The organism is Spirulina subsalsa PCC 9445 (genome assembly GCF_000314005.1).
GTDB classification, from domain to species: Bacteria; Cyanobacteriota; Cyanobacteriia; order Cyanobacteriales; family Spirulinaceae; genus Spirulina_A; species Spirulina_A subsalsa.
In genome coordinates, this window is record NZ_JH980292.1 from 1,782,386 (window position 1) to 1,804,871 (window position 22,486).

Consider the following 22,486-nt stretch of genomic DNA (forward strand, 5'->3'; position numbering starts at 1 on the left):
ACGAGGTTTGCGAATCACCATCCTTGGGCGGTAAGGATGTCAACACCTTAGCGGATATAATGCAATATAGCTACAGCTTTTTAGACCTATTTCGCTTTGTCCTATGGATGGGCTAAAAATCCTATGAGTTAAGCAGATGGGCGGAGAGCCGGGAAGATGGGGACAGCTTTGTAGTGAACTACCCCACCCTGCCGAGGCGCGAGGATGGGGCTTCCTGATTCAATGGAACATCTAGCAAAACCGAAATCTTGCCAGGTTGTCTTACGTTCCCTCCCCAGGCCGTATCGCTGGTTCCCAACGACAATATCCGCAAGGCTTCATTTTTAATGTTTTGTGCTGCATTAATATCACGGTCATGGTGAGTGCCACAATTTTGACATTCCCATTGCCGAACTTCTAACGGTAAGCTATCCACTCTATTAAGGCACAGGTGACAGGTCTTTGAAGACGCAAAAAAGCGGTCAACTTCAATATAGGTTTTGCCTTCCCACTCGGCTTTATATTTAAGCACAGTGGTAAACATCCCCCAACCCACATCACTAATTGCCTTGGCTAGTTTAGGGTTTTTTACCATCCCTTTGACGTTCAGATTCTCTACAGCAATCACTTGGTTTTCGTTGACTATCTTGCGGGATAGTTTGTGTAGAAAGTCCTCACGACATCGGGCTATCTTACTATGAACTTTGGCAACTTTTTGTTTCGCCTTAGCTCGATTTTTACTACCTTTTTGTTTACGGCATAGCTTTTGTTGCTTACGCTTTAGGTTTTTCTGATGCTTGGCAAAATGGCGAGGATTATCGTACTTAGACCCATCGCTCGTAATCGCAAAATGAGTTAGTCCAACATCAATGCCAATAGCTTTGCCCTCAACCGATGGGCTAATGACATCTTTCCCGTCATCCACTAACACTGAAGCATAGTATTGACCATCCGGATTTTTGACCAGAGTAACGGTTTTGATTTTCCCTTCAAATTCCCGATGACGACGGCAATACACTAACCCAATCTTCCCCGGTATTTTGAGATAGTCCCCTTCAAACTTAACGTTGGCAGGATAACTCAGAGTCTGCCGACCATGCTTTGACTTGAAACGGGGTAACCGCGCCCGTTTCTCAAAGAAGTTTTTGTAGGCAGTAGAAAGATTAAGTGCAACCACCTGTAAGGATTGGGAGTAGGCATTTTTTAACCAAGGATACTCCTTTTTTAGTTCTGGTAATAAGCCTTGGATATATCCCCTGGACAATCCCTTACCCGTCTCGATATAGGTTTTTTGGCACAAGTCTAACGCCAAATTCCAATACCAACGACAGCATCCGAACGCCTTAGCCAGGGATACTTTTTGCTCATCAGTAGGATAGATACGATACTTGTAAGCCTTATACATTATCGAGAACCAGTGTTGCCGATAACAGTCTAACATATTATAGCAACCGCCTGAGCCGTTAGGACAATATCTTGGTCTGGCTTGGTGCGGATACAAACCCATTCGATGTCCTAATTTCCCTGACTCCTGCTTAAGGGAACAGGGAACAGGGAACAGGGAACAGGGGAAATTCAGGTTTTTGCCCTCAAGTCTATTTAATTGGGTATAAACCGCTAAAAGTCCCAGTAACAGGACTTAGAGAGATATATTGCTACGCAACGCTTCGCGTTCGCGGAGCGTCACGAAGTGAACAGCAGACCCTATCTAAGGATTTTATCTAAAGATTCGCTGTCGCTCAGTTTATTACTGGGTTGCTATCCATCCCCTCCCTGCAAGCGAGGAAGGGGAATTCCGCAACATTTTTGTTAAAATGTAACAGGTCACAATAGCGAAAGTCTGGCAGAGTCTCTTCCTTGATTGATGGTAGAGACTCGCTCTGCTGTCTGCTGAGTGAGAATAATAAGCAAAAATATAAAGTCAATGACTGCAACCGCCCTCCAAACCCCTCCCACCCAAACCCGTCGCCTCGTGTTTCCTTTTACGGCTATTGTCGGTCAAGAGGAAATGAAATTAGCCCTGTTATTGAATGTGATTGATCCCAAAATTGGCGGGGTGATGATCATGGGCGATCGCGGAACGGGAAAATCAACCACGATTCGCGCTCTGGCCGACCTCTTACCGGAAATCGATGTGGTCGCCAATGATCCCTTTAATTCCCACCCTTCCGACCCGGATTTAATGGGGGATGAGGTGCGAAATGCGATCGCCCAAAATCTCCCCCTGACCATTACCCAGAAAAAAGTCACCATGATTGACCTGCCTCTGGGGGCAACAGAAGATCGGGTCTGTGGCACCATTGACATTGAAAAGGCCCTCTCTGAAGGGGTCAAAGCCTTTGAACCCGGTCTATTAGCCAAAGCCAACCGGGGGATTTTATATGTGGATGAGGTGAACTTGCTGGATGATCACCTCGTCGATGTTCTGTTAGATTCGGCTGCCAGTGGTTGGAATACCGTAGAACGGGAAGGGATTTCCATCCGCCACCCCGCCCGCTTTGTTCTCGTGGGTTCCGGCAACCCTGAAGAAGGGGAATTACGCCCCCAACTCCTCGACCGTTTCGGGATGCACGCCGAAATCCGCACGGTTAAGGAGCCGGCCTTACGGGTGCAAATTGTGGAACAACGGTCAGACTTTGACCGGGACCCTCAAGGGTTTATGAGTCGCTATCAAGTGGAACAAGAAGCCCTACAAGCGCGGTTAGTGGAAGCGCAAAAACGCCTAGGGGATGTCACCATTGAGTACGATTTACGGGTGAATATTTCCGAAGTTTGCGCGGAATTAGATGTGGATGGGTTACGGGGTGATATTGTCACCAACCGCGCCGCGAAAGCCTTGGCCGCTTTTGAAGGCCGCACCGAAGCCACGGTTGAGGATATTCGCCGCGTTGTCACCCTCTGCTTGCGTCACCGTCTGCGCAAAGATCCCCTAGAGTCCATTGATTCGGGTTATAAAGTGCAGAAGGCCTTTAACCGGGTGTTTGGGGTCGAAGCTGAAGAGTCCTAAACCCTGTCGGTGAAACCAGAGCAGAGGGGAATTCCGAGTTCATAATTGAGGGGTGCAGGGGGACTCGCTTTTCCCCTGCTCTCTGCTGACAGGAGATGTTGTCGCTAGACCATGTTTGAACTACTCACCAGTACGCTGCTGCTCCTGCTGATCGGCGTTTTTCTCTATTATCTACTGGCTAAAGTCATCCCCAAGGCCGCCCTAACGGTGATTGGGGTGGGCTTTATTTTAGCGGTGATTGCGATCGCCTTTATCAGCCCCACCTATGCCCCTGTAGCGGTATTGTGGAAAGTCATGTCAATTCCCCTCACCCCCTTGGGTTTAGCTTTACTGTTAATTTTATCCAGTGTTTTAAAGATTAATAAAAAAGGGGAAATTAAACAGCCCGCTCCCGCGTTACTCTGGACGGCTTTAATTATTTTAGTTCTCTCTAGCAACCCCCTAATTTCCTATCAAATTGCCCGAGCGATTGAACTGGAAACTATTCAAGTAGAGCAACAAAAACGAGAGGCTTGTGTGCAAGATTGCCCCGAACCCCTCACCCCCGAACCCTTTCAAGTGGGGCCAGCCATTGTGTTATTGGGACAAGGTAGCACGGAACCGAATATTGGCTACCGGACGCAAATTCAACTAACCGCACAAGGTAGCCGGATTTTATACACCGCGCAACTGTTCCGGCAACAGCGAGAACTCGGGAGTTTTCCCATTGTAATTGTCTCCGCGAGTCCCAGACGGAATATTGTCGGCACTGCCGAACAGATGGACGAAGCACGAGATATTGGTGTTTTATTGCAACGGTTAGGGGTGCCAGAAAGTGCCATTTATCCCGAAACGACGGGCTTAAATTTGCGCACTAATGCCCTTGAAGTGCAGCGCATTTTAAGCACGCAATTGGGGGAAGATCGACCGACGATTTTATTAGTGACTTCGGCGTTACAAATTCGTCGAGCGGCTCAAACCTTCCGAGAAGTAGGAATGCGGGTGATTCCTCGACCGACGGATTTTCAGACTTTTGAGGGGGAAGAAGGAGCAGGTCGGCGGATTACGTTAGCGGATTTGATTCCCTCTATTCAAGCGTTAGAAATTACTACCAATGTGATTGAAGAGTATTTAGCAACGATTTATTATTTTCTACGCGGTTGGCTCTCCCCTATTGTGTTTTAGATGATTCTCCACAATAGGGCAAGTGGTTATTATGGGGCTAAAATGACCCGCTTTGGGGATTTGCAAGGGAAGTTTTAACTTCTCTGGGTGCATCGCTGCGCTTTAGCACCCGGATGTATAACGAGAACTTATAGTTTCTATGTTCTTTTTCTGACTTTTTGTGCTAAAATTGAAAATATAAGCTGACATTGTTATGCTTAAAGTTTAGCCTATTTGGTACAGGTAGCAATGACTTTATCTATAACAAGCAAAAAGTAGTAGCCGAAGAGATACAAAAAATATTTCCAAATCGTATTCAACTTTTTCGTGTACCCATCCGTTTTTGCAATAAGGACAATCATGAAAAATATATAAAAAACAAGTTATCTCGTGCGCGAGGAGTCGTGTTTACGATTCTGGGATCTGCTTGTGCTTATTTAATGGGGGAAAACACTCTTTATCTTTATGAAAATGGTATTGGAGCAATTAATCTTCCTTATCGTCAATCTGATCTCGGTTTAGCTCATTCTCGCTCAGTTCATCCAAAAACTTTAATGATGGTTGACGAATCAAAACAATGGCAGTATCTGACTGAAGAATACCCAGAGTTCGATGATATTGTTGATCAAACTTGCCAATTTCAAAACATTTCTGCTGACGAAATGAGAATCCGTCTAATGAAACTTTATAAAACCTATGTTCAAGAATGGAAAATGGTTCAAGACCAGCTTATGACTGGAATGATAAAGGCAGATAAATCATAGGTTAAATTAACGGTAAGCATGGAGCAACTGCCCAAACGAGGATACAATGGCGATCAATATTCTTGACAATATCGATTTACGGCAGTTAGGGGAACGCCTGCAACAGGCTAGAAAACGCTGTGGGATGACTCAATTGGATGCCGCCCAAATTATTGAGGCCGGCCGCACCACGATTGTTGCGATTGAAAAAGGCGATCGCCGCTTAAAACCCGAAGAATTAATTAAACTGGCTCGTGCTTATGGTCAGTCTGTGAGTGATTTTGTTCGCCCTCGTCCAGTTGTAGAATCCTTTGATGTGCAGTTTCGGGCAGCATTCCGCCGCACCCAAGAAGATGAAGCAGAAATTCAGCCTGTAATCGCCAAGTTTCAGCAGTTTTGCGAGAATTACTTGGAGTTAGAACAAATTATGACCTCTCCACTGCCCCGTAACTACCCCTCAGAATATCAAACCAGTGGGAGGTTAGTTGAACTTTCGGCTGAGGCGATCGCAACTCAAGAACGCCAACGTCTCGGACTCGGAGATCGTCCCCTCAGTAGCTTACGAGACATTTTAGAACAAGAGGTAGGCCTTCGGATTTTTTATCTTCCCATGCCGGGTAAATATTCCGAGATTTATAGCTATAATGACCTAATGGGAGGGTGTCTAGCGATTAATGTTTATCATCCGCCAGAACGTCAGCATTGGTCTTTAGCCCACGGTTATTTACACTTTTTAGCCCATCGTCACACGGCTGTAGTAGATCGAGAGGAGCAGTATCAAAAGCTGCCCGAAAGTGTTCGTGAAACGTTGCGAAGCAAACGCTTGGCGGAGGCTTTTGCGAAATATTTTTTAATGCCAACCAGTAGTTTATTGAAACAGTTTAATGATCGTTGTCGCGCTAATGAAGGAAAATTTACCCCCACCGATTTGTTTAGTCTTGCCCATTATTATGGGGTATCAGTGCAAGGGTTAACCTATCGTTTGGAAGAGATGAAACTGTTGCCGAGTGGAACATGGGATAATTTGTTCGTGAAACGTTGCGAAGCAAAAGAACGGGGATTAAAAGTCAGAAAGATGCAGCAGGAATTAGGATTACAACCGGATCAACAACGTCGTGAAATTACGCCCATTCACTATCAACATTTAGCGATTGAAGCCCTTGATCAAGGAAAAATTACAGAGGGGCAATTTTCCCGTTTTCTCGGTGTTGATCGTTTAGAAGCTCGTCGGATTGCTGAATCCTTACGGGACTACTCTAGTGGTCTATTAGAAGATGTTGAGGCGAATTTAATCCAAGGTTAAACCAGAAGTGCATAAAGAGTTATGAGTTCCACCTATTTACTTTTTGATGCTTGTTGTCTGCTCAATTTGTGTGCATCTGGTTATTTATTGGATATTTTAGAAACGATTCCCTTTCAAGGGGCAATGGTTCAGGAAGTGCAGCGAGAATTACAAACTATAGAAAATGTAGAACAGTTTGAGCGTGCGATCAATGGGGGACTTTTGAGGGGGGTGGACTTTGCTTCAGATGCAGAAATGGCGCGATTTGTCAACGATGCTGTTACACTGGATGATGGGGAAGCGGCAACAGGTGCGATCGCCATTGAACGCCACTGGACTCTAGCAACCGATGAGAGAAAAGCCCGTTCTTTTTTTCCCAAGAAGCCCCCCACCTCCAGATTTTATCTACTTTGGAAATTGTCAAAGATTGGTCAGAAATTGCCCAAATTGAACGAATAACCGTTAAAGCGGTGTTAGATGCCATTAAGATTAAAGGCCGATATATTCCCCCTAAAACCCATACTCTTTACAGTTGGTGGCAGTCCGTATTATTAGAACAATAAACCCAATGGCCGAAAATCTTAGGGGGAGTTTGGACGGGAATAAGGAATAGCTAGGGCTTGTACCCTTTCAACAACTCCGCCTATTGCCTCTTGCAACGACTGGGGCAACCAATCATAGTATTGGGGGTAAACGGGAAGACGAGGAACCAGTTGCCAGCCATCGGGTGCGATCGCCTCCTGCAAAGCCACCACCTGAACATGGGGATAATCAGGATTCACCTCATCCTTCGGGCCAATCCCCCCTAAATCCCTCGCCCCCGCGGCCAAACAAGCCCGCAACAGCACCCCATCCCCCACCAAATTAGGGGGAACTTGTAAGGCAATCTCTGGGGGCAAAATTTCCCGAGCCAAGGCAACCGCCCGCAACAATTGCCCCTCCTCCCTTACCCCCTCCTCATAACTCTGGGTTGCCCCTTGGCGGTGGGGTTGGAGGATCACCTCTTGAATATGTTGGTATTGTTTATGAATAGATGCGATCGCCTTCAAACTCTCCACCCAATCCTCCTCCTCCTCCCCAATCCCCAACAATAACCCCGTAGTAAAGGGAATCCTTAACTCCCCCGCCCAGACTAACTGCTGTAACCGCACCTCAGGCCGCTTACTCGGCGCTTTTTGATGCACCGTCTCCAACAAGCGGGGAGTCACCTGTTCCACCATTAACCCCATAGAAACATTCACCTCCCGCAACCGTTCCATCTCCTCCCAACTCAACGGCCCCACATTCGTATGGGGGAGATAACCCAAACTCAACGCCAACTCACCCAACTGATAAATCCGCTCAAACCAAGCAGGGCGACGGGAACTCCGGGGGTGAACCTCCCCACTTAAGATTAAGATTTCCACCACCCCAGAGTTTTGTAAGCCATGCAGAATAGCCCCCGCCTCCTCCAAACCCAACCAATCCCCCACCCCCGGATCTTGGCGAAAATTACAATAACCACAGCGATTAAAACACTCATAAGTCGGCACCAGCGTATAAGCCGGACTATAAGTAATTGACCTCCCCTCTTCCATCCTCCCCTCAAAAAATTCTCAGAAACACTTTACAAATTGTAATGCACCCCCTATAATGAAACCTAGCGGAAAGTTAATCTAGGTCTTTCCCTACATCATCCATTATCTAGATTTAGAAATTATCAAACCATGACAACGACCATTCAACAGCGCGAGAGCGCCAACGTTTGGGAGCGGTTCTGTCAGTGGGTCACTAGCACCAATAACCGTCTTTATATCGGTTGGTTCGGTGTTCTCATGATCCCTACCCTCTTAACCGCCACCACCTGCTTCATCATCGCCTTCATCGCTGCTCCCCCCGTGGACATCGATGGGATTCGTGAACCCGTTGCAGGTTCTTTACTCTACGGCAACAACATCATCTCTGGTGCTGTTGTGCCTTCCTCCAACGCCATTGGTTTACACTTCTACCCCATCTGGGAAGCCGCTTCCCTCGATGAGTGGCTGTACAATGGTGGCCCCTACCAGTTAGTGATCTTCCACTTCCTGATCGGTGTGTTCTGCTACCTCGGTCGTCAGTGGGAACTCAGCTACCGCTTAGGGATGCGCCCTTGGATCTGCGTGGCTTACTCTGCCCCCGTATCCGCCGCTACTGCTGTATTCCTGATCTACCCCATGGGTCAAGGTTCTTTCTCCGATGGGATGCCTTTAGGAATCAGTGGGACTTTCAACTTCATGTTAGTGTTCCAAGCTGAACACAATATCCTGATGCACCCCTTCCATATGTTGGGTGTTGCCGGGGTGTTCGGCGGTGCGTTATTCAGCGCCATGCACGGTTCTCTGGTGACTTCTTCCTTAGTGCGTGAAACCACCGAAACCGAATCTCAAAACTACGGTTACAAATTTGGTCAAGAAGAAGAAACCTACAACATCGTAGCGGCTCACGGCTACTTCGGTCGCTTAATCTTCCAATACGCTTCTTTCAACAACTCCCGCGCCCTGCACTTCTTCTTAGCAGCTTGGCCGGTGGTTGGGATCTGGTTCACCGCTTTGGGTGTAAGCACCATGGCGTTCAACCTGAACGGTTTCAACTTCAACCAATCCATCTTAGACAGCCAAGGTCGCGTCATCAACACCTGGGCTGACATCCTGAACCGCGCTAACTTAGGGTTTGAAGTAATGCACGAGCGCAACGCTCACAACTTCCCCTTAGACTTAGCAAGTGGTGAAGCGGCTCCTGTAGCTTTAACGGCTCCCCAAATCAACGGGTAAGTTAAGCACAAGACTACGCTAACAGGTCTAAGCTAATTTAAGCCAAAAGCACTCCCTCATCGGGGGTGCTTTTGGTTTTGTCCTGCTTCTAGAAAAAACGCTCAACTTCCCCCTGAGCATCGGGATTATGGCACACTGGAGAGTAAAGGTTTTTTCTATCCTGCATCTCTTTCTTCTTTCCACCTTGACCCAAGCTATAGTTTCATGAAACGCCGTCAATTCATCCAATATAGTTCTCTCGCCCTGGCCAGTGGTTTAATTGCAGGTTGTGAGAATCGCGCCCCCAGAACCTCCCCCTCCGACCGAGAGCGCATAGTCTACGGCACGAACTGGTACGCCCAGGCTGAACATGGGGGATTTTATCAAGCCGTCGCCACAGGCATTTATGAAGAATATGGCCTAGATGTCACCATCCAAATGGGCGGCCCCCAAGTGAATTTGTCTCAACTCTTGATGGGGGGAGTCCTTGACTTTACCATGGGCGGTTCCATGGGATCTATGCAAGCGGTTTATGAAGGAGTTCCTAAAGTAACCGTCGCGGCCATGTTTCAAAAAGATCCCCAAATTCTCTTAGCCCATCCTAACACTGGGGTAGAAACCCTAGCCGACCTGAGAGGAAGACCCATCTATGTTTCCAGCATCTCCAATTCCACCTACTGGCCCATGCTGAGAAAAGAATTTGGCTTTACCGACGACCAACGACGCCCCTATAACTTCAGCGTCGCCCCCTTCCTCGCCGATACAAACTCAGCCCAACAGGGTTATCTCTCCTCAGAACCTTGGACGGTGGAGCAACAAGGGGGGTTTACTCCTGTGGTGTTTCTCCTCTCCGACTATGGATATACACCCTACGCCATGACTATTGACACTCGTCGCCGTTTAGTGGAAGAAAACCCGGACTTAGTGCAGCGTTTTGTCGATGCTTCCATTAAAGGCTGGTATAGCTACCTTGAAGACCCCGCTCCCGGCAACGAATTGATTCAACAAGATAACCCGGAAATGAGTAGTGAGTTACTCGCCTATGGTCTAGAAAAAATCAAAGAGTATGGCCTGGCGACATCGGGAGATGCTGAAAAATACGGCATTGGCATTATGACCGCCGAACGCTGGGAGGCCATTTTTCAGGCGATGTTAGACGCGGGAACCGTCAGTCCCGATTTCGACTATACTCAGGGGTTTACCCTGCAATTTGTTGGTCAATCCCTTGAATCCAGAACCCTGTGAACCCATGCCCCAAGCTCCCGTTTTTGATCTTCAGCAAGTGAGCAAAGCTTATTCTAATGGTGTCGTGGCTTTGCACAATCTGAACTTGACCGTTAACCGGGGCGAGTTCGTCAGTTTAGTGGGGGCTTCTGGTTGCGGGAAAAGTACCGTCTTGCGTTTAGTGGCTAACTTACTCAACGTCACCGAGGGAGAAATTGAATGGTCAGACAGCGAACCCCAGCAAAAGTTAGCTTTTGTCTTTCAACAACCCGCTTTATTGCCTTGGTCAACGGTGTTTGAAAATATCCGTTTGCCTTTGAAATTGGCTGGAATGTCTCGCAATAAAAGCCGGGCAAAAGTGCAAGAGGCGATTCATCTCGTTGGTTTAACGGGGTTTGAGTCCGCCTATCCTCGGCAACTTTCCGGGGGGATGAAAATGCGGGTTTCTCTGGCTCGGGCTTTGGTGACGGATCCTCAATTGCTCTTAATGGATGAACCCTTTGGGGCTTTAGATGAACTCACCCGGACGAAGTTAAATCACGATTTATTAACTTTAGCCCAACAAAAACATTGGACGGTTTTATTTGTCACCCATAATCTATATGAAGCGGTTTATTTATCCCATCGTGTCTTAGTGATGTCTTCCCATCCCGGTCAGATTTTCGCTGACGTTCCCATTGAAGTTCCCTATCCTCGACCGGAGGATTTTCGTTTATCCCGACCTTTTCATCAATATTGTGACCGAGTTGCTGTGGAGCTAACGGCGGCAACTCAAGGGCAATATTAGGGCAACTTCTATTCTCCAGATTACTCGCTCTTGTTTATCCGTGATTGCTGTCCTATGTCATCCACTCAAATTAAACCTTCTGAGTCTGAAACGCGGAAAGAACCTGAATCTCCTCGGGTTAATTTCTGGCAAGGCTTAGTCCGTCGCTTAACCTCTATTGAAATTATTGCGCCTCTGATTGTGGGGGTGTTGTTTTTGGTCAGTTGGGAACTCTTCGTGCGCTGGAGCAACACACCCCCTTACTTGTTGCCGGGGCCGCTTTTAGTAATACAAACCCTCTGGAGAGATTGGGCAATTTTGTTGCCTGCTCTTTGGATTACGTTGCAAATTACCCTGGTGGCTTTTGTGGCAGCCATTGTGTCGGGGGTGGTGTTATCGATCCTTTTAACGTTGAATAAATGGGTGGAGTATAGTTTATTTCCCTATGCGGTGGTTTTACAAACAACTCCTATTGTGGCGATCGCACCCTTAATTATCATCTGGACTCGCCAAGTCCTGCCCCCCCAATCTAGCACCTTTGCCGCCCTGGTGATTTGCGCTTGGATTATCGCCTTTTTCCCCATCCTCTCGAACACCACCTTGGGGTTAAACAGCGTTGACCATACCCTGAAAGATGTCTTTCAACTTTACAATGCCTCCCCTTGGCAAACCTTGCTCTATTTACGTTTACCTAGCGCTCTGCCCTACTTTTTGGGGGGATTGCGCATTAGTGGGGGATTAGCCTTGATTGGGGCCGTCGTGGCGGAATTTGTTGCTGGGACTGGGGGGCAACGTTCGGGCATTGCCTATCAGATTTTAATGGCCAGCTACAATTTACAAATTGCCCGGATGTTTGCGGCGATTTTATTAATTACCCTCTTGGGCATTGCCATTTTTTGGGGTTTAACCGTCTTGTCAAATCTCCTGTTAGGCCATTGGCACGAAAGCGCCCTAAAGCGGGAGAATTAACACAAAAATGTTGCGGAATTCCCCTTCCTCGCTTGCGTAGATAGTTTAGCGTTAGAGGTTAGGCAATGGGAATGTCAATATTGTGGCACTCACCATGACCGTGATATTAATGCAGCACAAAACATTAAAAATGAAGCCTTGCGGATATTGTCGTTGGGAACCAGCGATACGACCTGGGGAGGGAACGTAAAACAACCTGGCAAGATTTCGGTTTTGCTAGATGCTTTTCCCATTGAATCAGGAAGCCCCATCCTCGCCAACGGCAGGGTGGGGTAGTTCACACTGTATACCGAGCTTGAGAGGCTCAAGTGGGGAAATCCGAATCGTTATAGGTGGGTCATTCCCTCCTAACATCTGAGCCAGAATCACGCACAATCAAGGATACGGACTTTTAGGCTAAACTGAACAATCTCTATGACTGTACTAGAACAAGGCAATATTACAATCCACACTGAGAATATTTTTCCCATTATCAAAAAATCTCTCTATACGGATCATGAGATTTTCTTGCGGGAATTAATCTCCAACAGTGTGGATGCGATCGCAAAACTCAAGATGATCTCCTATGCGGGGGAAGTGGACGGCGACCTCCCGGAACCGGAAATTACCATCAACATTGACAAGGAGAAGAAAACCCTCTCGGTCAGCGACAATGGGATTGGTATGACGGCCGATGAGGTGAAAAAGTATATTAACCAAGTCGCCTTTTCCAGTGCGGAGGAATTCATCCAGAAGTACCAAAAAGACCCCAACCAGCAAATCATCGGTCACTTCGGTTTAGGGTTTTACTCTTCCTTCATGGTGGCGCGTCATGTGGAAATTGACACCCTCTCCCATCGCAGTGGCTCCCAAGCGGTGCATTGGTCCTGTGATGGCTCTCCGGCCTTTGAATTGAGCGACTCTAGTCGGACGACTCCCGGCACTACCATCACCCTCACCATGATGGATGAAGAACAGGAGTATTTAGAAGAAGGTCGCATTAAACAGTTAGTTAAAACCTACTGTGATTTTATGCCTGTTCCCATTAAATTAGGGGACGAGCAAATCAACAAACAAAAGGCCCCCTGGAAAGATTCTCCCCAAAATCTGACCGATGAGGATTATCTAGAGTTTTATCGTTATCTTTACCCCTTCCAAGAAGACCCCCTGTTGTGGGTACATCTCAATACGGACTACCCCTTTATCCTGAATGGGATTCTTTATTTCCCCCCCATTAAACCGGATGTTGATATTAATAAGGGACAGATTAAACTGTTCTGTAATCAGGTGTTTGTGAGTGACCACTGCGACCAAATCATCCCAGATTTCCTGATGCCGTTACGGGGGGTAATTGATAGCACGGATATTCCTTTAAATGTGTCTCGGAGTGCTTTAACCAATGACCGCACGGTGCGACGGATTACAGATTTTATCTCGAAAAAAATCGCCGACCGTCTGAAACAAATTTATCAAGAAGACCGCGCTAAATATATCCAATGTTGGCAAGATGTGGGAACGTTTGTTAAATTTGGTTCCCTCAAGGATGATAAGTTTAAGAAACAGGTGGAGGATTTAATTATCTATAAAACCACCTATGGGGCGGATAAACCGAAGGAAGAACCCCAAGTGGAAGTACAAGCCGGAGAGGGTGATCCTTGGCAACAGGCCGACGGTGCGACTACGGAGGGGGATGGTTATACGACCTTAAAGGATTATCTCGAACGGAATAAGGAAAAACACGAAAACCGCGTTTTTTATTGTACGGATCCGACGGCTCAAGCGACCTATGTAGAACTGTACAAAAAACAGGGATTAGAGGTTCTGTTTTTAGATTCCTTTATTGATACCAACTACTTTGTTCCGTTCTTAGAACGGGAATATTCTGATGTGCGTTTCTCGCGGGTGGATTCGGATTTAGATCAGACGTTAATTGAAGAGGACAAGTCGGAAATTATTGATCCGAAAACCAATAAAACGCGCAGTGAGTTGGTGAAGGAGTTGTTTGAGCAGGCTTTAAATAATAGCAAGGTGACGATTCGCACGGAGTCACTGAAAACCGATAATCCGCAAACGACACCCCCAGCGATGGTGATTTTACCGGAGGAAATGCGCCGGATTCAGGAGATGACGGCTCTATTGCAACAGAAGGCGGTGGAATTCCCAGAAATTCATACGTTGCTGGTGAATACAGCCCACCCGATGATTCAAAATTTGGTCAATTTGAGTCAAGGTGCGATCGCCGTTGGGGATGGACAATCTAGTACGGGTACATTAGTAAACCAGATGTGTCAACATATCTACGATCTGGCCTTAATTTCTCAGAAGCCTTTTGATCCTGAAGGGATGAAGTCTTTTATTGAGCGTTCTAATACTTTATTAACTCAAATGACAGAACGCTTGTAAGTTCAGAGTTTTGTTGAACGACCCTAGGGCTTGCTGAATAAGTCCGAGACTTGGGGAGTCGGGAATAGGGAATCGAGAGTCGGGAATCGGGTGTCGGGAATAGTCAAGGGTTTTGGCTATTCACTAGCCACTATTCCCCTGCTCCCCTGCCCCCCTGCTCCCTATTGAGGATTGCTATACAATGGGGGCTAACGGTTATCAATGCCCTATTATGAAGATTCAACGCCAATTTTGGGGAACGGTGCGGACTTATCTGTTATTGAGTGGAATTGCGATCGCCATGCTGTTTCCCCTCCTCTGGTTAGTGAGTACGGCCTTTAAATCCCCCACAGAACCGATTTTTGGCTTTCCCCCCCCACTCATCCCCCAAAACCCTACCCTACGGAATTTCCAGATCGTCTGGGAAACCTACCCCTTCGCCACCTATCTATTGAATAGTGTCGTCGTCGCGGTATTAACCGTCGCCCTTAACCTACTCTTTTGTTCCCTCGCCGCCTATCCCCTCGCACGACTGGAATTTAAAGGACGAGATTTCATTTTTGCCCTCATTGTCTCCACCATCATGATTCCCTTCCAAATCGTCATGATTCCCCTGTTTATCCTGACAGTACAGTTAGGACTGCGCAACACCTACCTGGGCATTATTTTCCCCTCCATTGCCTCCGCCTTCGGGATTTTCCTCCTCCGGCAAGCCTTCCAAGGTGTCCCCAAAGAATTGGAAGAAGCCGCCCGCATTGATGGCACATCAGAACTCGGCATCTGGTGGCACGTCATGATTCCGGCCGTGCGTCCTGCCCTTGTTACCCTCGCTATTTTCGTGTTTATTGGCTCTTGGAGTGATTTCCTCTGGCCCTTAATTGTCATTGATCAACCCGACTATTACACCCTACCGTTAGGGGTAGCGACCTTAGCCGGAACATTTTCCCTCGATTGGCGGTTAATGGCGGCGGGATCCGTGATTTCCATTGTTCCCGTGTTGTTGGTCTTTGTCTTCGCCCAGCGCTATATTATCCCCACTGATGCCGGAAGTGGTGTGAAAGGATAATAACCGCTACTGCTGCCTATTTCCATCGCTCCAGAAAATTGCTAGAATAGAAAGTTATGCTGAATTCCTAAGCTTGACCCTTAATTTATTATGCCTGAAGCAGTTGCAGTTATTGAAACGATGGGCTTTCCCGCCATTTTAGCGGCGGCGGATGCGATGGTGAAAGCAGGGCGTGTTACGCTGGTTTGGTTTGATAAGGCCGAAAGTGGGCGCTTTGTGGTGGCTATCCGGGGGCCGGTGTCCGAGGTGAAAATGGCACAGGCGGCGGGGATTGAGGCCGGAGAAAGTGTTTTCGGGGGGGAAGTTCTCACCCATTATATTGTGCCGAACCCGCCCGAAAATGTGATTAATGTTCTGCCCCTCGAATATACCGAGGCGGTGGAACGCTTCCGATAGCTTAAGGGGGCTAAAGCCTCGTACAATAAGCGTGGCTGATCTTTGGATGTCAAGGTGATATAAGTCTTTTAAAGAAGGAGAATTTGAATGCCAGAGGCTGTTGGATCATTAGAAACTAAGGGATTTCCCCCTGTACTGGCTGCTGCCGATGCAATGGTTAAAGCAGGTCGTGTTACCTTAGTGGGCTATATTCGCGTGGGGAGTGCGCGCTTTACGGTGAATATTCGCGGGGATGTGTCTGAGGTCAAAACGGCGATGGAAGCGGGGATTGAGGCAGCGAAAAATACCCCCGGCGGTACCCTAGAAACGTGGGTGATTATCCCCAGACCCCATGAAAACGTGGTGGCGGTGCTGCCTATTGATTACAGCGAAGGGGTGGAGGTCTATCGTCAAGCGGTGTCTCAACCTCGGGTTTTCAACCGTTAGAGTAGGTAGATCTGTTTTCAGTGGGGAGGTCAGGGGGAATAGGTCAAGTATTGCCCTCCCTGCTAGTCTCGGTTCCCTCGGCACTGTGTTGATCCGGATCGGGTGAAGTTTGACCCGTAAATTCTCCCAAAGTTTAACGTTCACTCTTATACTAAGCTCATTAAACCTATTTATAAAATCGGCAGTGTTGTTACTGAATCAGAAGAACTTGGGTGAGGAAGCGCTAAATAAAATTGCGCGGCTGGCTTTAAAAAGTCAAATTAGAAAGGCGCAGGATTTGCAAGTCCGGGTCAAAACGGATCCTAATCTCTTGGCGCAAGGTAAGTTAGAGTCCCTGTTAATCGATGGGACGGGTCTGGTGATGGGGCAAAATCTCCGCATGGAGGAGATGCGTCTCCAAATGAAGACGATTGCGGTAAGTCCTTTTAAGGCACTCATGGGCAATATTGAGTTAACTCAGCCGACGGATGGGACGGCCTGCATTCGTTTGACGGAGGCGGATTTTAACCGGGCGTTTAATACGAAATTGTTAAGCGATCGCATTCAAGCCCTACCGACTGAGCAAAACCAACACCCCATTACCCTAACCCCCCAGAGCATTCATTGTCATCTCCTCGCCACGGGCAAAATTGCCATTGATGTGGATTTGACCGTTTCCACCGGGGAATGTCAACAGGTGACCATGGAAGCCACCCCCACCATGTTAGGGGAGGAGGTGATCTTAGCCGATTGTCACTATAGCCAAGGGGTTGAACCCTGCCCAAAATTCACCGAGATATTGCGCCAGAAGGCTCTAGATGTGCTGAATTTGCGAGATTTTGAGATTCAAGGCATTTCGTTGTATATCGAGGAATTAACCATAGAATCGGGGCAGTTAACGGTTTGTGCGATCGCCAAAATGACCCACTTTCCCCGCAAAGCTTAACCCGTGCTGCGTTTTACCCATCGCCCTCGTTTCTTAACCCTGTTCTATCTCCTCCTGATAATCCCCCTCGGGTTATCCGCCAAATTTTATCAGGGGTGGGGTTCGGCTTGGGTCAATGATTCTTTTAGCAGCATCTTCTACGAAATGGCCTGGTGTTTAGTCTTTTTCCTCATCTTCCCCCGTCGTCAAGCCATCTGGCCCATCGCCTTGGGGGTTTTCCTTTGCACCTCGATTTTAGAGTTTCTCCAACTCTGGCATCCCCCTTGGTTACAGACCATTCGGGCAACCCTCCTCGGTCGTCTCATTTTGGGGGTTGCCTTCGATTGGTCGGATTTTCTCTACTACGTTATTGGCAGTGTTTTAGGGGGTTTCCTCCTGCAACATATTTGGGCATTGACGGAGGGGCAACCTTGACAAGTTAAAAGTCAAGGGAACAGGGAATAGGGATTAGGGAGTCGGGAGTCGGGAATAGGCACTCGTGCAACAGTAATCAACCCATCCCCCCTGTTCCCCGTTCCCTAGCCCAGTTATTCAGCACGCCCCAATCAGACTATTTCCAGCCCACTTGATCCATCAGTCTCACTGCATCGGCATTCCGTTCACCATAAACCTCTACATTGAGGCCCGATGCTTGGAAATCGCCGAAACCCTTCACAAACTCGTTCTCAGCTACATTAGCCGTCACCGGATATTCATGATTGGCCGCCGCAAAGACTTTTTGCGCTTCTGGGGTGGTGAGAAATTCGAGGAACGTCACTGCATTTTCTTTATTGGGTGCATTAGCCGCTACACCCGCCCCACTCACATTAATATGAGTGCCTCCAATGTCTTGATTGGGGAAAAAGACGGCGATGTTAGCGGTAATTTCTCGGTCTTTGGGGTCTTCAGAGGCCAAGAGACGCCCCACATAATAAGTATTGGCGATCGCAACATCACATTGTCCGGCCGCAACCGCTTGAATTTGCGCCGTATCGTTGCCTTCGGGTTCCCGGGCAAAGTTACCCACTAAACCCCTTAACCACGCTTCGGTTCGTTCAGTCCCCCATTCTTCCAATTTCGCCGCCACCAGAGACTGATTATAAATATTGCTAGAACTGCGCATACAAACCCGTCCCTGCCATTGAGGTTCTGACAGTGCCTCATAGGTAGAAAGTTCGTCGGGTTGGACATTATCGGTGTTATAGATAATCACCCGAGCCCGTTTGGTCAGGGCAAACCAGTGACCCTCATCCTCCCGTAAATTCTCGGGAATTGCTGCCTTGAGAGTCGCCGAAGAAACAGGCTGAAAAACCCCCGCCTCTTGCGCTTGCCACAGGTTGCCCGCGTCCACCGTCATAAACACATCGGCCGGACTGTTGACTCCTTCGCTTTGGATGCGTTCTAACAATTCTTCCGCTTTCCCCTCAATTACATTGACCTTAATCCCTGTCGTTTCGGTAAATTTGCGATAGAGGTCAGAATCTACGTCATAGTGACGGGCGGTGTATAGGTTCACTTCTCCCCCCCCACTGGGGCTGCTGGCGTTGTCTGTAGGGGCTTCGGTCGTCGTCGCACAGCCTGTTCCCCACAACATCACAAGTCCAGCACTGAAGGTGAGGAGGTTTTTTCGGTTAATGGTCATGATTCGTCTAAACGGTTTTTTGCTTTGCGATTTCTTATTGTACGCTTAATGCGATAAATTCTTAATTAAATAGCAGAATTTTTTCTAAAAATTTGCAAAAAGAGCAGAGGAAGGAGGCAGAGATAAAATAGAGATGGGCAGATCGAGGATAGAACATTGCTAGAAGAACGGGCTTACTGGTTGGCGTGGTCAAAAGTGGAGGGAGTTGGAGCCGTCTTAACCCAACGCCTCTATGGGAATTTTGGCAGTTTAGGCAAGGCCTGGGAGGCTTCACCCGGAGAATTGCGTGAGGTGGAGGGGGTGGGGCCGAAATTGTTGGGGGTAATTCAAGAAAGGCGATCGCAGCTTAACCCAGAAAAACTACTCAAAGATTGCCAGGACAGGGGTTTTCAGTTTTGGATTCCCCCCGATCCCGACTATCCTCACTTATTGCTAGAGATTCCTAGTTTACCCCCCGTTTTATACTATCGCGGTCAAGTAGACTTAGCCGAGAATCAAGGCAAAACCCCCCTGATAGGCATTGTGGGAACCCGCAACATCACCGAATATGGTCAACGTTGGGCGCGTCAACTCAGCACAACCTTGGCAAAACATGGATTTACCGTCATTTCCGGCCTAGCTAGTGGGGTAGATGCGATCGCCCATCAAAGTTGTTTAGCCGCCGGAGGACGCACTATCGCCGTCTTAGGCACCGGGATTGATATCATTTATCCCCGCAGCAACACCCACCTTTACCAGCAAATCCCCAAACAGGGCTTAATCTTAAGTGATTATCCCCCCGGCACCCCCCCCGAAGCCAAAAACTTCCCCCCCCGCAACCGCATCATCGCCGGATTAAGTCGCGTTGTCCTCGTCATCGAAGCCGCCCGCCGTTCCGGAGCATTGATTACCGCCCGTTACGCCAACGAATTTGGGCGAGATGTCTACGTCTTACCCGGTTCCCTCGATCAGCCTCAATCCTCCGGTTGTTTAGAATTAGCCAACAAAGGCGCCCAGTTAATCCTAGGGGAAAAAGAACTGATCGAAGCCTTGGGCGAAATCCCCCAACTCGATCAAATGACTCCACCTCCCCCCCCACCCCCCGATTTACCCCCCCATATCGCCCCCATTTTCGCCGTCCTTTCCCTAGAGCCCTTACCCGTAGATGTGATTGCCCAAAAGGTCAATCTAGACATCTCAACCGTCTCCGTCGCCTTATTTGACTTAGAATTAATGGGTCTAGCTACCGCCTTACCGGGGATGTTGTATCAACGGCGTTTATGATCAAAAATCAAAATAAATATAAGGTAAACCGCCTCCCGGAGCTAAAATCCAAACCACAAAAATACAGACCGGAACCAACGCTATTTTAACCGAACTACTCAGTTCAATTTTTAACCCCCGTTTCACCAAATATAAAAACGTCATGGTCATGACCAACGCTAACACCAACCAAACCAAATCCGAGCGCCCCATACCTAAGGCTTCCCCATAAACTTTGTGGGCAAACTGGACATCAGCCCGATGATTAAATAAACGACTAAACACTAAATTCGCTTGTTGAACATTGGGTAAGCGGAAAAACACCCAAGCGAGAAACACCATAAACTGGGTCATCATCCAAGCGCAAACTGTGCCGGGGATAGTTTTCCACCATCGTCCAAACCCGGTAAAAACCTGAGAAACCTGTTCCGTGAGTCGGTGAATTACCAACGCTAAACCGTGAATAATCCCCCAAATCACATACCCCCAAGCCGCACCATGCCAAATCCCCGCCAAGAACATAATTAAAAACAAATTAATACAGGTGCGCATTAAGCCTTTTCTTGACCCGCCCAAGGGAAAATAGAGATAGTTGCGTAACCAATCCCCTAGGGTAATGTGCCACCGCCGCCAAAAAGCCGCGATACTGGTGGTAAAGTAGGGAGAATTAAAGTTCTCCGGCAGTTGAAATCCCAATAACATGGCACTGCCTCGCGCCATATCGACATAGCCACTAAAATCAAAATAAAGTTGTAGACCGTAGCCAATAATAGCTAACCATAAATCCCCACTACCTGCCCGTTCTAAGTTGCCATAACAAAGGTCTACAAAAATTCCCAAGGAGTCCGCAATTAAGGCTTTTTTTACAATGCCACAGGCCATAAGCCATAACCCCTCAGTAAATAGAGGGTTCGTCAAGGCTTGGCTTTCTTTCAGTTGGGTATTGAATTGATGGAAGCGGGTAATCGGTCCAGAAATTAGTTTCGGAAAAAAGAGTTTATAACTGGCAAATTGTAAAAATGAATAACTGGCAGGTGCGCCGCGATAAACGTCTACTAAATAGGCAATACATTCAAAGGTAAAAAAGGAGATGCCCAAGGGAACAATGAGGTTAGTTCTCAGCCAGTTAGAACTAAATTGAGCTAAGGGGAGATTCAAAATATCGTCAATAATACCAAAGAGGAAAGGCAGGTATCTAAAAATAATTAGAATCAGGACATTTAAAACAATCCCAATCAGGAGGATCTGGGTTGCCTGACTATTCCAGAAACGCTGCATTTCTTCCCATTCTTGATTAGAAAGTTGGGAATATTGGGGTTGTAAACAGCCCCGAAAACGGGCTTCCATTGCCTTGGCTAACCGATAATTTAAAAAGGCAGCTAAGAGTAGGAAGGGGATATAATAAATCTGTAAAAGGGCATAAAAAAATAAACTAGCCAAGAGTAATAAACACTGTCGCCGTTTTTGGGTGGATTCTGAGGAATCGTTCATATCCACTTTGGCAGTGGTGACGTTGCCTTGGGTGTTTAAATTAAAAGCCGGGGTAAATTTCCCATAGTGCCAATAAAAGGGAACGAGTAGACAGAGAAAGAAGCCATAGAGGGTATCAACAAAGCTCATAGATTGGTGATGAATGACATTAATTTCGGAACTATAGCTAGTCCTAATGAGACGTGAACTCTGAACTATTGTCCTAGTTGGATTGCAAGCGAGCCTTTTTAGCACGACTCAGATAAGTTTGCTATATAGCCACCCTAAATGAGTTGTGGTAAGGGGAATTTATGTTCCCCCTACGCTATTTTCTTACAAATCATTGAGGAATGCTATATGGGCTTAAATCCAAGGGCTTTCAGGCTATCGGGCTTTCTCATAACCCTGACTGGACATCCGAATAGGTGTGTCGGTATATTCCGGAGTCCAGCCTGCTGTCGTGGTAAAGTAGCGCACTGCTTTAATCCGTTGACGAGGAGTTAAGTAGAACCAATGTTCTGTTCCCGCCGGAACATTGATATATTCTTCCCCCTGAAGCGTTAACTCCATCTGTTCTCCCGTCGGAGAGACAAAACCGAAAATCCCCTCTCCTTCGATGATATAGCGCACTTCATCATCCGCGTGGGTGTGGCAGCGTTCAAACTTAGCCAACAAATCCCCTAGATTCGGGATATCGGGATGGAGAACAATCAAATCTCGGGACTGATACCCCGCTTCTTCTTGTAATTGGACAAAATAGTGATCTAAAGTGCCTAAAACTTGTTCTTTCTCCCCATCACTCAGCGCGGCTTTCCCTAACAACGTCTGAATTTCGGGATGCTTCCCCACAGGCCAATGGTTTAGATGAACATTCAGGGGGGCGAGTTGGGCGCGAATCTCAACCAGTTCGCTGTAGATCGTACCATTTTCTAAACGTAGAGTAGCCATAATGCAACGTCCTCCGTAAAGTGAACCAACATAGCATTCCTCTGTTTACTCTTCACATCCTCCCATCCTACCATCCTGCTCCCAACCCCTCCCCTCAAACCGGAATAAATCCTCCAGAAGGCTAACTCTGTAGCCTGATCGTCTTGGGAT

22 protein-coding genes and 1 pseudogene are annotated in these 22,486 nt (G+C 47.6%); 18 read left to right on the forward strand and 5 right to left on the reverse strand.

All coding sequences use genetic code 11. From position 1 onward, the window contains the following. Positions 1–178: 178 nt before the first annotated feature. The gene (locus tag SPI9445_RS0108290) at positions 179–1,384 is read right to left on the reverse strand and encodes an RNA-guided endonuclease InsQ/TnpB family protein (RefSeq protein ID WP_017304270.1); all 1,206 of its coding nucleotides are present in this window, start codon (positions 1,382–1,384) and stop codon (positions 179–181) included. A 519-nt stretch (positions 1,385–1,903) separates the two neighbouring features. On the opposite strand from SPI9445_RS0108290, the gene bchI reads away from it, so the two are divergent. From bchI to SPI9445_RS31080, 6 genes are all read left to right on the forward strand, one after another. After that, a complete protein-coding gene (gene bchI / locus SPI9445_RS0108295) occupies positions 1,904–2,986 on the forward strand; it encodes a magnesium chelatase ATPase subunit I (RefSeq protein ID WP_017304271.1) in 1,083 nt (360 codons plus the stop codon). A gap of 111 nt (positions 2,987–3,097) precedes the next feature. After that, entirely contained in the window at positions 3,098–4,150 is a 1,053-nt protein-coding gene (locus tag SPI9445_RS0108300) for a YdcF family protein (RefSeq protein WP_017304272.1), read from the forward strand. Between the two features lie 188 nt (positions 4,151–4,338). Beyond that, the gene (locus SPI9445_RS0108305) at positions 4,339–4,893 is read left to right on the forward strand and encodes a hypothetical protein (protein WP_017304273.1); all 555 of its coding nucleotides are present in this window, start codon (positions 4,339–4,341) and stop codon (positions 4,891–4,893) included. A 46-nt stretch (positions 4,894–4,939) separates the two neighbouring features. After that, positions 4,940–6,175: an XRE family transcriptional regulator gene (locus SPI9445_RS0108310; RefSeq protein ID WP_017304274.1), complete on the forward strand. Its 1,236-nt coding sequence runs from the start codon at positions 4,940–4,942 to the stop codon at positions 6,173–6,175. 21 nt (positions 6,176–6,196) lie between these two features. Beyond that, on the forward strand, positions 6,197–6,613 hold the full coding sequence (locus SPI9445_RS26955) for a hypothetical protein (RefSeq protein WP_202803659.1): 417 nt from the start codon (positions 6,197–6,199) through the stop codon (positions 6,611–6,613). Next, complete coding sequence (locus SPI9445_RS31080) at positions 6,565–6,717, forward strand: hypothetical protein (RefSeq protein WP_202803660.1); 153 nt, start codon at positions 6,565–6,567, stop codon at positions 6,715–6,717. The genes SPI9445_RS26955 and SPI9445_RS31080 overlap by 49 nt, the downstream gene beginning before the upstream one ends. Positions 6,718–6,735: 18 nt before the next feature. Here SPI9445_RS31080 and cofG read toward each other — a convergent pair whose 3' ends face one another. Next, the gene (cofG, locus tag SPI9445_RS0108320) at positions 6,736–7,731 is read right to left on the reverse strand and encodes a 7,8-didemethyl-8-hydroxy-5-deazariboflavin synthase subunit CofG (RefSeq protein ID WP_017304275.1); all 996 of its coding nucleotides are present in this window, start codon (positions 7,729–7,731) and stop codon (positions 6,736–6,738) included. Positions 7,732–7,860: 129 nt separating this feature from the next. Here cofG and psbA point away from each other — a divergent pair, with 129 nt between their 5' ends. From psbA to SPI9445_RS0108370, 11 genes and pseudogenes are all read left to right on the forward strand, one after another. Beyond that, on the forward strand, positions 7,861–8,943 hold the full coding sequence (gene psbA / locus SPI9445_RS0108325) for a photosystem II q(b) protein (RefSeq protein ID WP_017302700.1): 1,083 nt from the start codon (positions 7,861–7,863) through the stop codon (positions 8,941–8,943). 204 nt (positions 8,944–9,147) lie between these two features. Continuing rightward, complete coding sequence (locus tag SPI9445_RS0108330; RefSeq protein ID WP_017304276.1) at positions 9,148–10,167, forward strand: ABC transporter substrate-binding protein; 1,020 nt, start codon at positions 9,148–9,150, stop codon at positions 10,165–10,167. Between the two features lie 4 nt (positions 10,168–10,171). After that, complete coding sequence (locus tag SPI9445_RS0108335; protein ID WP_033374373.1) at positions 10,172–10,933, forward strand: ABC transporter ATP-binding protein; 762 nt, start codon at positions 10,172–10,174, stop codon at positions 10,931–10,933. Between the two features lie 54 nt (positions 10,934–10,987). Continuing rightward, complete coding sequence (locus SPI9445_RS0108340) at positions 10,988–11,881, forward strand: ABC transporter permease (protein WP_017304278.1); 894 nt, start codon at positions 10,988–10,990, stop codon at positions 11,879–11,881. Between the two features lie 87 nt (positions 11,882–11,968). Beyond that, positions 11,969–12,157, forward strand: a pseudogene (locus tag SPI9445_RS29170) (RNA-guided endonuclease TnpB family protein); the annotation flags it as partial. 138 nt (positions 12,158–12,295) lie between these two features. Then, complete coding sequence (htpG, locus tag SPI9445_RS0108345) at positions 12,296–14,263, forward strand: molecular chaperone HtpG (RefSeq protein ID WP_017304279.1); 1,968 nt, start codon at positions 12,296–12,298, stop codon at positions 14,261–14,263. A 211-nt stretch (positions 14,264–14,474) separates the two neighbouring features. Next, complete coding sequence (locus tag SPI9445_RS0108350; RefSeq protein WP_033374374.1) at positions 14,475–15,308, forward strand: carbohydrate ABC transporter permease; 834 nt, start codon at positions 14,475–14,477, stop codon at positions 15,306–15,308. Positions 15,309–15,398: 90 nt separating this feature from the next. Beyond that, positions 15,399–15,704 carry a carbon dioxide-concentrating mechanism protein CcmK gene (locus SPI9445_RS0108355; RefSeq protein WP_017304281.1) on the forward strand — a complete coding sequence of 102 codons (306 nt, stop codon included), beginning with the start codon at positions 15,399–15,401 and terminating at the stop codon, positions 15,702–15,704. An 87-nt stretch (positions 15,705–15,791) separates the two neighbouring features. Further along, positions 15,792–16,130, forward strand: a complete 339-nt coding sequence (locus SPI9445_RS0108360) for a carbon dioxide-concentrating mechanism protein CcmK (RefSeq protein WP_017304282.1) — start codon at positions 15,792–15,794, stop codon at positions 16,128–16,130. Between the two features lie 184 nt (positions 16,131–16,314). Further along, a complete protein-coding gene (locus tag SPI9445_RS0108365) occupies positions 16,315–17,055 on the forward strand; it encodes an LmeA family phospholipid-binding protein (protein WP_017304283.1) in 741 nt (246 codons plus the stop codon). A gap of 3 nt (positions 17,056–17,058) precedes the next feature. Beyond that, positions 17,059–17,469 carry a ribosomal maturation YjgA family protein gene (locus tag SPI9445_RS0108370; RefSeq protein ID WP_017304284.1) on the forward strand — a complete coding sequence of 137 codons (411 nt, stop codon included), beginning with the start codon at positions 17,059–17,061 and terminating at the stop codon, positions 17,467–17,469. Positions 17,470–17,605: 136 nt separating this feature from the next. On the opposite strand, the gene SPI9445_RS0108375 is transcribed toward SPI9445_RS0108370, so the two are convergent. Next, complete coding sequence (locus SPI9445_RS0108375) at positions 17,606–18,676, reverse strand: Fe(3+) ABC transporter substrate-binding protein (protein WP_017304285.1); 1,071 nt, start codon at positions 18,674–18,676, stop codon at positions 17,606–17,608. 156 nt (positions 18,677–18,832) lie between these two features. Between SPI9445_RS0108375 and dprA the strand changes: the two genes are divergently transcribed. Continuing rightward, the gene (gene dprA / locus SPI9445_RS0108380) at positions 18,833–19,939 is read left to right on the forward strand and encodes a DNA-processing protein DprA (RefSeq protein ID WP_017304286.1); all 1,107 of its coding nucleotides are present in this window, start codon (positions 18,833–18,835) and stop codon (positions 19,937–19,939) included. Here the strand turns inward: dprA and SPI9445_RS0108385 are convergent, their stop codons facing one another. Together SPI9445_RS0108385 and SPI9445_RS0108390 are read right to left on the reverse strand one after the other, a co-directional pair. Next, a complete protein-coding gene (locus SPI9445_RS0108385; RefSeq protein WP_017304287.1) occupies positions 19,940–21,538 on the reverse strand; it encodes an MBOAT family O-acyltransferase in 1,599 nt (532 codons plus the stop codon). A 234-nt stretch (positions 21,539–21,772) separates the two neighbouring features. After that, a complete protein-coding gene (locus SPI9445_RS0108390; RefSeq protein ID WP_017304288.1) occupies positions 21,773–22,336 on the reverse strand; it encodes a 1,2-dihydroxy-3-keto-5-methylthiopentene dioxygenase in 564 nt (187 codons plus the stop codon). Between the last annotated feature and the right edge of the window lie 150 nt (positions 22,337–22,486).

What these genes read in the sequence shown, in the direction of transcription:
- htpG (WP_017304279.1), top strand. Translation starts at nt 12,296, where the DNA reads ATGACTGTACTAGAACAAGGCAATATTACAATCCACACTGAGAATATT.
- SPI9445_RS0108350 (WP_033374374.1), top strand. Translation starts at nt 14,475, where the DNA reads ATGAAGATTCAACGCCAATTTTGGGGAACGGTGCGGACTTATCTGTTA.
- SPI9445_RS0108300 (WP_017304272.1), top strand. Translation starts at nt 3,098, where the DNA reads ATGTTTGAACTACTCACCAGTACGCTGCTGCTCCTGCTGATCGGCGTT.
- cofG (WP_017304275.1), bottom strand. Translation starts at nt 7,731, where the DNA reads ATGGAAGAGGGGAGGTCAATTACTTATAGTCCGGCTTATACGCTGGTG.
- SPI9445_RS0108385 (WP_017304287.1), bottom strand. Translation starts at nt 21,538, where the DNA reads ATGAGCTTTGTTGATACCCTCTATGGCTTCTTTCTCTGTCTACTCGTT.
- SPI9445_RS0108375 (WP_017304285.1), bottom strand. Translation starts at nt 18,676, where the DNA reads ATGACCATTAACCGAAAAAACCTCCTCACCTTCAGTGCTGGACTTGTG.
- SPI9445_RS0108310 (WP_017304274.1), top strand. Translation starts at nt 4,940, where the DNA reads ATGGCGATCAATATTCTTGACAATATCGATTTACGGCAGTTAGGGGAA.
- bchI (WP_017304271.1), top strand. Translation starts at nt 1,904, where the DNA reads ATGACTGCAACCGCCCTCCAAACCCCTCCCACCCAAACCCGTCGCCTC.
- SPI9445_RS0108290 (WP_017304270.1), bottom strand. Translation starts at nt 1,384, where the DNA reads ATGTATAAGGCTTACAAGTATCGTATCTATCCTACTGATGAGCAAAAA.
- psbA (WP_017302700.1), top strand. Translation starts at nt 7,861, where the DNA reads ATGACAACGACCATTCAACAGCGCGAGAGCGCCAACGTTTGGGAGCGG.
- SPI9445_RS26955 (WP_202803659.1), top strand. Translation starts at nt 6,197, where the DNA reads ATGAGTTCCACCTATTTACTTTTTGATGCTTGTTGTCTGCTCAATTTG.
- SPI9445_RS0108340 (WP_017304278.1), top strand. Translation starts at nt 10,988, where the DNA reads ATGTCATCCACTCAAATTAAACCTTCTGAGTCTGAAACGCGGAAAGAA.
- SPI9445_RS0108330 (WP_017304276.1), top strand. Translation starts at nt 9,148, where the DNA reads ATGAAACGCCGTCAATTCATCCAATATAGTTCTCTCGCCCTGGCCAGT.
- SPI9445_RS0108360 (WP_017304282.1), top strand. Translation starts at nt 15,792, where the DNA reads ATGCCAGAGGCTGTTGGATCATTAGAAACTAAGGGATTTCCCCCTGTA.
- SPI9445_RS0108335 (WP_033374373.1), top strand. Translation starts at nt 10,172, where the DNA reads ATGCCCCAAGCTCCCGTTTTTGATCTTCAGCAAGTGAGCAAAGCTTAT.
- SPI9445_RS0108355 (WP_017304281.1), top strand. Translation starts at nt 15,399, where the DNA reads ATGCCTGAAGCAGTTGCAGTTATTGAAACGATGGGCTTTCCCGCCATT.
- SPI9445_RS0108390 (WP_017304288.1), bottom strand. Translation starts at nt 22,336, where the DNA reads ATGGCTACTCTACGTTTAGAAAATGGTACGATCTACAGCGAACTGGTT.